Genomic DNA, 9,561 nt, shown 5'->3' on the forward strand with positions numbered 1-9,561 from the left:
GATGCGGGCCGCGTCGGGCTCGACGCCCGCGGCCGGGTCCGCCGCGCGGAGCCGGGCGAACGCGACGTCGTCACCGCGCGCGTCGCCCGCGGCCGCGCCGGGCCCGGCTCCTGCTGCGGACCGGGACGCCTCGGTCGGCGGGGTCGACGGCGCGTCCGCCGGGGTGGCCGGCTCGTCGGCCGGGGTGCTCGGGTGCTTCTCGTCGGACACGGTGTCTCCTGGGGCGCGTCGGGAACCTGCTCTGCCCTGCTTGTGTGGCGACCGGCCCACCCCTTGCACCGACGGCCCGCACCTCACCCGGTGCAGGCGTCCGCCGGGCTGAGGTGTGCGCCGGGGTCAGACGTCCGCCGGGCTCAAGCGCGTCCGCCGGGCTCAAGCGCGTGCGCCGGGCTCAAGCGCGTGCGCCGGGCTCAAGCGCGTGCGCCGGGCTCAAGCGCGTGCGCCGGGCTCGACCGTGCGCCGGGCTCAGGCGTCGGTCGCGTCGAGCGCGTCCCACGCCTCGCGGAGCCGAGCGCGGGCCCGGCTCAGCGCCGCGTCCGCGCCGCCGCGGGAGATGCCGAGCACGTCGGCGAGCGCCTGACCGGCCAGCCCCTCCCACGCGTTCAGCAGCAGGATCTGCCGGTCACGCGGCGCGAGGGCGCCCAGGACCCTGCGGACCTGCTCGTCGCGCACCGCGACCACGGCCGGGTCGGTGAGGTCGAGGGTCTCGGGCACGTCCGCCACCGGCACGGGCCGGGCCTTGCGGACATGGTTCGCCAGGACGAAGCCCGCGGTCCGGTAGAGCCACGGCAGCTCGGCACCGCGCGGCACGTCGTCGCGTCGCCGCCACGCCACGGTGAGCACGTCGGCGGTCAGGTCCTCCGCGTCCTGGCGGCCGACGCGTCGCACCAGGAACCGGTGCACGGCCGTCGCGTGCGCGCGCACGATCCCGTCGAACCACGTCCGGTCCGCCGGGTTGACCGGCCCCGACGCCCCGCCGGCCTCGGCACCACCGTCGCGCGTGGGGTCGTCGTCGCGCGGACCGGAGGCGCCCAGCGGCGGCTCGTCGGCGGTCACGTCGTCGACCGGTGTGCTCGGTGTCGGCGTCGGCACGGTGCTCCCGGGGGTCGTCGGAGGGTCCTCACCTGCTCTCTGTGCCGGGACCCCGCGATCTTGCACACGGCCGACGACTTCGTCGGGACGGGTTACGCGACGGCGACCGCGACGGCCCGCCGCGCCTCGTCGAGCGCACCCGCGAGCGACCGGCGCGCGGCGACGGCGTCGAGTCGCACCAGCCCGGGACGGCCGGACCGGCCGAACTCGTCGACCAGCTCCGCGAGCAGGTCCCGCTCGACGAGCGGCTCGTCGACCTCGAGGACCGTGCCGTCGGCGTCGTGCACGACGTACGTGACGTGCGGGACGAAGCCCTGCGCGGGCGCGACCCGGAACCACGTGCCGTCGACCACGACCGGTCCGGGCATCGTGCGGCCCGCGACGCGGATCCCGCGCAGCGCGGCGCGGACCGACGCGGCGTCCTCGGCAGACAGCCCGTCGCACGCGTCGAGCTCGTCGAGGTCGACCAGCACGACGCACGCCGGACCCGGCTCGTCCCCGCCGGGGTGCCAGGCGGCGTCGAGCTCGAGGGTGAGGAAGCCGTCGTGGACCGCGAACGCCGAGCGGACCGCGTCGAGGCGCGCCGCGACGTCGAGCCCGCGCAGCGGGTTGCGGCGCGAGTCGCACACCGACCCGCACGAGCAGGAGATCGTCACCATGCGCACCAGGGTGCCTCCGACCACCGACATCCGCGCGGACGACGGGCGGCGCGGCGGCGATCCGCGGCGCGCGACGACGGGGTCGTCGTCGCCGCGCAACCGCCCACGGGTCACGCCGGTCCGGGCGGCCCGACGAGCCGTCAGAGCCCGTCGGCCACGATCGCCGTCGCCCGCAGCCACGCGTCGCGCGTCGACGGGTTCAGGGCCTCGTAGTCGATGGGGCCGCCGGACACGAGCGCCTTGTCGTGCGGCACCTCGACGACCGCGCGCGTCAGGGCGCCGAAGTGGCCGCGCAGCCGCGTGCGCAGGTCCTTGTCGACCTTGGGCGACGGCGCGGACAGGATCGTCACGGCCTTGCGGACGGCCTCCTCGTGGCCCTTGGCGCGCAGCGCGTCGAGCGCCCACGCCGCCGACTGCGCGGTGTCCTCGCGGATCGTCGAGACGACGACGATCTGGTCGGCCGCGTCGACGGACGCCTGCCAGTTGGACGCGCGCATGTTGTTGCCCGTGTCGATGACGAGCACCCGGTAGAACCGCGAGAGCACCTGGTGCAGCGCGACGAACGACGCCGCGTCGACGGACGACAGCGACGCCGAGCTCTCGTCGGACGCGAGCACGTCGAACTGCTCGGCGGCCTGCGTCCGGACGAACCCGTCGAGGTCGCCGATCCGCACGGTCGCGCGCCCGCCGAGCCGCGGCAGGGCGTTGAGCAGGTCGACCGCGGTGCGCTGGTGCTCGGTGTGCGCCGACCGCCAGCCGAGCGTGCCGCGCGTCTCGTTGTTGTCCCACGCGAGCGTGTACCCGCCGCGCTGGATGCCGAACGTCGCGGCCAGCAGCATCGTGGCGGTCGTCTTGTGGGCGCCGCCCTTGGGGTTGACGACGACGATCGTCTTGGGGCCGTCGAACGTGCGGCGCACCGACGCCGACTGCGACCGGCGGTTGCGCTCGGCGCGGCCGGGTCCCGGCGAGATCGCGCCGAACGTGACGCGTCGGATGCCGCTGCGCCAGCCGTGCTCGGCCGGGCCGTCGGACGCGGGGTGCCGGGCCGCGAGCAGGTCGTCGAGCGTGGGCAGCGACGTCGCGTCCGACGCCGCCTCACGGCCGGCCGACGCACCGCTGCGCGAAGCCGCGGTCCGGGTCGTGGCGGCGGACGAGGTCGTGGACCCGCCCGTCGTCAGGCCGGACGGCGCGGGCTCGGAGCCGGCGTCGGCGCGCGCGAGCGGCTCGGCCGGGACGGTCGGCGCCGACGGCCCGTCGACGTCCGCGACCCCGTCGGCAGGGGTCGGCGGCGGGCCGACGGGCGGGGTGATCGCGCTGGACGCCAGGTCTGCGGCGGCGATCCCCTCGGGCGGCGTCGGGGCGCCGGCCTCGTCGACCAGGCCGTCGGGGTGGATCAGGAGCGACCAGACGCCGTCGGGGTCGCGCACCTGCACGGGCAGCGGCGACCCGACGGAGCCCGCCAGGGTCGCGATGCGCTGCGTGATGGCCGCCCCCGCCTCCTGGAGGTTCGCGGTCTGCACCTGCTCGATCACGCCGTCGACGGAGATCTCGCCCGTGCCGTCCTCGCGCACCTCGGCGCGGATCTCCGGCAGGCGCGTGGCGGCCGGTGCCTGTCCCTCGGTGTCGGTCATCAGTCGCCCTTCGCTGGCTGGTCGCACGTCCCAGAAACTACGCGCACCGGGCGTACGCCGCATCGCCGAGCCGCAGGCCAGACCCGGTGCCGACGTCCAGGGGGCGGTCAGTCGGCGATGTCGAGCTCGAACCAGACCGTCTTGCCGGGGTGCCCGTCGGCCCGCGCGGTGGTCCCCCACGACTCCGCGAGCGCCTCGACGAGCGCGAGACCGCGGCCGCTGGGGGCCGTCGGCTCGGGGTGCGACACGGTCGGCCGGCCGCCGCCGTCGTCGGTCACGCCGACCCGCACGGTGCGCTCGCCGACGCTCACGTGCACGTGCACGAGCCCGTCGGACGGCCCGTGCAGCACTGCGTTCGACACGAGCTCGCCCGTCAGCAGCTCCACCACCTGGTTGACCGCGCCGGTCACGCCGGAGTCGGCCACGGTCCGCATGACCCAGTGCCGCGCGGCTCGCGGCGCGGAGCGCTCGGCGCGCACGACGACCTCGTCGTCCACCCGCCACTCGCGCCGGAGGCTCGCGGCACTCCTCAGGTCTCGCACGTCACCCACCCGTCAAGGGTGCCCGAACGTCCGCCGTCGCGCCGGGCGGACGCCGACGCGTCCGGGTGACGTGCACATGACCTGCACACCGACGTCGGTCGGCCGCGGTGCTGGACCAGCCCGACGACGCGGGTCAGGCGCGGTCCTCCACGAGCCCGGCGACGCGGGTCAGGCGCGGTGCTCGACGAGCCCCACGAGGTTGCCGTCGGGGTCGCGCACGAACGCCTGCCACTCGTCGGTACCCGCCGGTCCGAGGGTGTCGTCGTCGTGCCGGAAGATCACGTGCGGCTCGCCCTCGACGGGCACCCCGGCCGCGCGCAGCCGCTCGACCGTCGCGGCGACGTCGTCGACGCGGAGGTACAGCAGCGCCGACGGTGCGCCCGTGTCGAGCAGCAGGCGGACGCCGTCGAGGTCGAAGAAGAGCAGGCCCGGCGGGTCGAAGCGTGCCGTCGGCCCGCGGCCCAGGAGGTCGGCGTAGAAGGCCGCGGCACGGTCGAGGTCGGTGGCGCGCTGGGCCACCTGCACGAGGCTCATCGGCCCATGCTCCCGCGCGCGACGCCCGCAGCACAGACCCCGTCGTCGCCGCTGGTCACAGGGCGTCTGAGGTACCTCAGACGCACCTCACCCCGATCCGGTCGCCGAGACCGGTCGACCGACCGATCCGCGGCGGGGGGCCTCACGAGCAGTGTCAGGGTCGACGGAGAAGGCATCGCGAGGAGGAGGACACCATGACCGAGCTCTGGGGACCGGCGCTCGACGCCGAGCTCGCGTTCCGCCGCGAGCAGCTCGTGCAGGCCGCGCAGCCGCGGGGGGCGGCGCGCGGCACGACCCGTCCCGTCGCCGACCGGCGCGCCGCCCGTCCCGGCCACGGCCGGGGGGAGGCGGTGCGTGGGTGGCTGCTGCGAGGATCGGGGGCGTGGCACGTGGCCCGATGAGCACACCGTTCGTCGCCCGCGCGGCGCAGGTCTCCGAGCTGTCGGACGGCCTGCGCCGCGCGGCTGCGGGCGACCCCGCGGCCGTCCTGCTGGCGGCCGACGCCGGGGTCGGCAAGTCGCGGCTGCTGCGGCACGTCGCCGCCCAGGCCGCCGCGGACGGTGCGCGCGTCGTGCTCGCGCACTGCGTGGACCTCGGCGAGATCGGCCTGCCGTACCTGCCGTTCACCGAGGCGCTCGTGCAGCTGCGGGACCTCGACGCGGCGGCCGTCGACGCGGTCGTCGCGCGGCGGCCCGCGCTGCGGCGGCTGCTGCCCGGCGCGGAGGTCGTCGACGGGCCCGCGGACGACGCGGCGGGCCGGCTGCAGCTGTTCGACGGCGTCGTGGAGGTGCTCGCGGCCGTCGGGTCGGACGAGCACCCGCTGCTCCTGGTCCTCGAGGACCTGCACTGGGCGGACGCGTCGTCGCGCGACGTCCTGCGGTTCGTCGTGTCGCGGCTGCGCGACCAGCACGTCCTGCTCGTCGGGTCCTACCGCACGGACGACCTGCACCGCCGGCACCCGTGGCGCCCGGTCGCGGCGGAGCTCGTGCGGCACCCGCGTGTCTCCCGGCTGGACCTGCCCCCGTTCGACGAGGACGAGCTGCGCGAGTTCGCGGCCGCCGTCGCGGGCGGCCCGCTGCCCGAGACGACGCTGCGGCGCGTGCTCGACCGGTCGGAGGGCAACGCGTACTTCGCGGAGGAGCTCGTCGAGGCCGGTGCGGACGGCGACGCGCTGCCGTGGTCGCTCGCGGACGTCCTGCGCACGCGCCTCGAGGTGCTCGACCCGGCCGTGCAGCACCTGGCCCGCGTCGCGGCGGCGGCGGGACGCCGCGTGACCGAGCCGCTGCTGCGTGCCGCGGTCGCGGCGAACGGCCACCCCGACCTGGCACCGCCCGGGGCCCTCGACGCGGCCCTGCGGGAAGCCGTCGCGCACCACGTGCTCGTCGGCGACGGGTCGCACATCGCGTTCCGGCACGCGCTGCTGGCCGAGGCCGTCTACACCGACCTGCTGCCGGGCGAGCAGTCGGCGCTGCACCGCGCCTACCTCCAGGCGCTGCACGACGACCCGGCGCTCGGGACCGCGTCGCAGCTCGCGTGGCACGCGCTGCGCGCCCCGGACCTGCCGACCGCCGTCACCGCGTCGCGCGAGGCCGCCCGGCAGGCGCACGACCTGCTGGCGCCGGTCGAGGAGCTGCGGCACCTCGAGGTCGTGCTGCGGCTGTGGCAGGCCGTCCCGGAGACGACGGCGACGCTCGACGACGACCACGTCGCGGTCCTCGACGCCGCCGCGACCGCCGCGGGCAAGGCCGGCCAGCTCGACCGCGCCGTGCAGCTCACGCGCGCCGCGGTCGACGAGGCCGCCGACGACCCGACCCGCCAGGCCGCGCTGCGCACCTGCCTCGCGCGGCACCTCACGAGCGCCGAGCGCGGGCGGGAGGCGATGGGGTTCGCGCGCCAGGCCGTCGACGGGCTCCCGGAACCGTCGGCGCAGCGCGCGTGGGCCCTCGCAACCTACGCGCGCGCGGCGCTCAACTCGGACGAGGACGACGAGGCGGAGCACGCCGCGGGCGAGGCCGTGGAGGTCGCGCGCGAGGTCGGCGCCGTGGACGCGGAGGCCGACGCGCTGACGACGCTCGCGGTGCTCGTCGTCGACGACCAGGACCGCGCCGCGGGGCTGCTCGCCGACGCGCTCGTGCTCGCCCGGGAGTCCGGCGACCTCTCGACCGAGCTGCGGACCATGTACAACCTCGCGAACAACCGGTACTACGCGGGCGACGTCGCGCGGGCGACCGAGATCGGCGACGAGGCCGTCGAGCGCGCGCGGTCGTCGGGGATGCTGTGGAGCACCTACGCGATCGAGATGCTCATGCTCGGGCACCTGTTCCGGTTCGTGCAGGGCGACCTGTCCCCCGGGCCCGTCCGCACCGACATCCCCGAGCCGCTGGCACCGACCGAGCGCCTCATGACCCTGTACGCGGCGGTCGCACGCGGCGACGACGACGCGGTCGAGCGGGGCAGGACGCTCGAGGCGCACTGGTCGCGCGACGGGATCCTCGCCCTGGTGGGCGGCGGTTGCACGGTCGACGCGCTCACGTGGCGCGGCGAGCTCGACGAGGCGGTCGACCTCGCGCTGCGTGTCATCGAGCACCTCGGGCGCGAGTGGAGCGACTACTTCCTCGGCGGCATCTGGCTGTCGGCTCTGGGGCTGTCCGCGCTCGCCGACGCCGCCGCGCAGGAGCGCCTCCTCGGTCGCGACGTGAGCGCACGTGTCGCGCTGGGCGACCGCCTGCTGGAGCGCGCCCGCACGACCGCGGACCGCGGCCGGCCCCGCGGCGGCGTGCTGGGACCCGAGGGACGCGCGTGGCTGCTGCGCGCGCAGGCCGAGCACGGCCGGCTGGTCGGCGCGAACGACCCCGGGACGTGGCGCGCGACGCTCGCCGAGTTCGGCTACGGGCACCGCTACGAGCAGGCGCGGACACGCTGGCGGCTCGCGGAGGCGCTGCTGGAGCACGGCGAGCGGGACGCGGCGCGCGACGAGGCCGTGACGGCGCTCGCCGAGGCCGACGCGATGGGTGCGGTGCCGCTCGCGACGGCCGTCCGCGGGCTCGCGCGGCGCGGACGCCTCGACCTGCCCGGCGTGCGGGTCGCGGGCGCCGACGTGCTGACGGCGCGCGAGGTCGAGGTGCTCGGGCTCGTCGCGCAGGGCCTGTCGAACCGGCAGATCGGCGAGAAGCTCTTCATCTCCGGCAAGACGGTGTCGGTGCACATCTCGAACCTGCTCGCGAAGCTCGGGGTGTCGGGGCGCGCGGAGGCCGTGTCGGTCGCGCACCAGCGCGGGCTCATCGGCACGGACGTCTGACCGCGTTCGCCCGTCCCGCTACGGTCTCCCCGTGATCCTCTGGCTCAACGGCACGCACGGCGTCGGCAAGACGACGACCGCCGCGCTCGTGCAGCGCCTCCTCCCGGACGCCCGCGTGCTCGACGCCGAGAAGGTCGGAGAGACCCTCATGGACGTCGCGCCGGGCCTCCCGGCGACGGACACTTCCAGCACTGGGACCCGTGGCGCCCGCTCGTCGTGGACACCGCCCGGCGCGTGCTGGAGTACACGGGCGGGACGCTCGTGATGCCGATGACGGTCCTGGTCGAGGCGTACTGGCGTGAGATCGCCGACGGGCTCGCTGACCACGGGATCCCCGTCCGGCACGTCGTGCTGCACGCCGACCGCGCGACACTGCTGGCGCGCATCGCGGGTGAGCACGCCGTCCCGTCGCCGTTCCGCCTGCAGTACGTCGACGCCTATGCCGAGGCCGCGCGCACCTGGCTGCACGCCGCGGCAGAGGTGGTGGACACGACGCACCTCACGCCGGACGAGGTGGCCGGCCAGGTGGTCGCCGCCGTCGCCGCCGCACCGGCCGGGGTGTCGTCGCCGTCGACGACGGCCTGACCGCCGCGACGCCGACGCGCGGGCCGCGGCCGACGCGCCCACCTGCACGGGCGCGTGTCGGGGGCCGGCTCTAGCGTGGGCCCCATGTCACCGTCGAAGACGCCCGCCGTCGAGCTCGACGTGCGCGGCCGCACGGTCCGCGTCAGCAGCCCCGACAAGGTGTACTTCCCCGAGCGGGGCCTGACGAAGCTCGACGTCGTCCAGTACTTCGTCGCCGTGGGCGACGGGATCCTGGGTGCGCTGCTCGACCGCCCCACCACGCTCGAGCGCTGGCCCAAGGGCGTGTTCGAGGGCGCGAAGCTCGCGACGCGCATGGACTCGACGGGCGACGCGTTCTACCAGAAGCGCGTCCCGCAGGGTGCCCCCGACTACGTGCGCACCGCCCGCATCGCGTTCCCGAGCGGCCGGACCGCCGACGAGGTCGCGCCGAGCGAGCTCGCGGTCGTCGCGTGGGCCGCCAACCTCGGCACGCTCACCTTCCACCCGTGGCCGGTGCTCGGCGACGACGTCGACTCCCCCGACCAGATCCGGATCGACCTCGACCCGCAGCCCGGCACCGACTTCTCCGACGCGGCACGCGTCGCGCCGCACGTGCGCGAGCTGCTCGCCGAGCACGGCATGGAGGGCACACCCAAGACGTCGGGCGGGCGCGGGATCCACATCTTCGTCCCGATCGAGCCGCGCTGGTCGTTCACGGACGCGCGCCGCGCGACCATCGCGTTCGGCCGCGAGCTCGAGAGGCGGATGCCCGAGCAGGTCACGATGAAGTGGTGGAAGGAGGAGCGCGGCCAGAAGATCTTCGTCGACTACAACCAGATGGCCCGCGACCGCACCATCGCGTCCGCCTACTCGATCCGCACCAACCCGCGCGCGACCGTGTCCGCGCCGCTGCGCTGGGACGAGGTCGGCGACGTGCACCCCGACGACTTCGACGTCACGACCATGCCGGCGCGGTTCGCCGAGGTCGGCGACCTGTTCGCCCCGCTCGTCGCGCGCGCCGCCCCGCGGTACTCGATCGAGTCGCTGCTCGAGCTCGCCGACAAGCAGGAGCGTGACGACGGCCACGGCGACCTGCCGTACCCGCCCGAGTACCCGAAGATGCCCGGCGAGCCGAAGCGGGTGCAGCCGAGCCGCGACCGTGACCGGCCCCGCTGACGACTCCGGGCCCGCCCGGCCCGCGGCGGGCGCCGACCCGCCGGCGGACGCGCCGGGGCCGGCGG

Annotated in this window: 10 protein-coding genes and 1 pseudogene; 5 read left to right on the forward strand and 6 right to left on the reverse strand. The window is 76.3% G+C overall.

Annotation, left to right across the window (positions count from 1 at the left end):
* The 6 genes and pseudogenes from CTKZ_RS03190 to CTKZ_RS03215 all read right to left on the reverse strand — a co-directional run.
* A pseudogene (locus CTKZ_RS03190) lies at nt 1–210 on the reverse strand (DEAD/DEAH box helicase); the annotation flags it as partial.
* A 255-nt stretch (nt 211–465) separates the two neighbouring features.
* A complete protein-coding gene (locus CTKZ_RS03195) occupies nt 466–1,092 on the reverse strand; it encodes an RNA polymerase sigma factor (protein WP_124341580.1) in 627 nt (208 codons plus the stop codon).
* Between the two features lie 92 nt (nt 1,093–1,184).
* The gene (locus tag CTKZ_RS03200; RefSeq protein WP_124341581.1) at nt 1,185–1,751 is read right to left on the reverse strand and encodes a hypothetical protein; all 567 of its coding nucleotides are present in this window, start codon (nt 1,749–1,751) and stop codon (nt 1,185–1,187) included.
* A gap of 140 nt (nt 1,752–1,891) precedes the next feature.
* Entirely contained in the window at nt 1,892–3,382 is a 1,491-nt protein-coding gene (locus CTKZ_RS03205) for a MinD/ParA family ATP-binding protein (RefSeq protein ID WP_235843188.1), read from the reverse strand.
* 107 nt (nt 3,383–3,489) lie between these two features.
* Nucleotides 3,490–3,933, reverse strand: a complete 444-nt coding sequence (locus CTKZ_RS03210; RefSeq protein ID WP_124341582.1) for an ATP-binding protein — start codon at nt 3,931–3,933, stop codon at nt 3,490–3,492.
* A gap of 159 nt (nt 3,934–4,092) precedes the next feature.
* On the reverse strand, nt 4,093–4,458 hold the full coding sequence (locus tag CTKZ_RS03215) for a VOC family protein (RefSeq protein ID WP_124341583.1): 366 nt from the start codon (nt 4,456–4,458) through the stop codon (nt 4,093–4,095).
* 194 nt (nt 4,459–4,652) lie between these two features.
* On the opposite strand from CTKZ_RS03215, the gene CTKZ_RS03220 reads away from it, so the two are divergent.
* The 5 genes from CTKZ_RS03220 (at nt 4,653) to ligD (ending at nt 9,496) form a co-directional block, all read left to right on the forward strand.
* Nucleotides 4,653–4,859: a hypothetical protein gene (locus tag CTKZ_RS03220; protein ID WP_124341584.1), complete on the forward strand. Its 207-nt coding sequence runs from the start codon at nt 4,653–4,655 to the stop codon at nt 4,857–4,859.
* A complete protein-coding gene (locus tag CTKZ_RS22655; protein ID WP_124341585.1) occupies nt 4,856–7,756 on the forward strand; it encodes a helix-turn-helix transcriptional regulator in 2,901 nt (966 codons plus the stop codon). The genes CTKZ_RS03220 and CTKZ_RS22655 overlap by 4 nt, the downstream gene beginning before the upstream one ends.
* Before the next feature lie 31 nt (nt 7,757–7,787).
* Nucleotides 7,788–8,021, forward strand: a complete 234-nt coding sequence (locus CTKZ_RS22345; RefSeq protein WP_235843195.1) for an AAA family ATPase — start codon at nt 7,788–7,790, stop codon at nt 8,019–8,021.
* A complete protein-coding gene (locus CTKZ_RS22350) occupies nt 7,991–8,341 on the forward strand; it encodes a hypothetical protein (protein ID WP_235843214.1) in 351 nt (116 codons plus the stop codon). Before CTKZ_RS22345 ends, CTKZ_RS22350 begins: the two co-directional genes overlap by 31 nt.
* Nucleotides 8,342–8,425: 84 nt before the next feature.
* The gene (ligD, locus tag CTKZ_RS03235; protein WP_124341586.1) at nt 8,426–9,496 is read left to right on the forward strand and encodes a non-homologous end-joining DNA ligase; all 1,071 of its coding nucleotides are present in this window, start codon (nt 8,426–8,428) and stop codon (nt 9,494–9,496) included.
* The last annotated feature ends 65 nt before the right edge of the window (nt 9,497–9,561 follow it).

It is taken from the genome of Cellulomonas algicola, from assembly GCF_003851725.1.
In the GTDB taxonomy this organism is placed as follows: domain Bacteria; phylum Actinomycetota; class Actinomycetes; order Actinomycetales; family Cellulomonadaceae; genus Cellulomonas; species Cellulomonas algicola.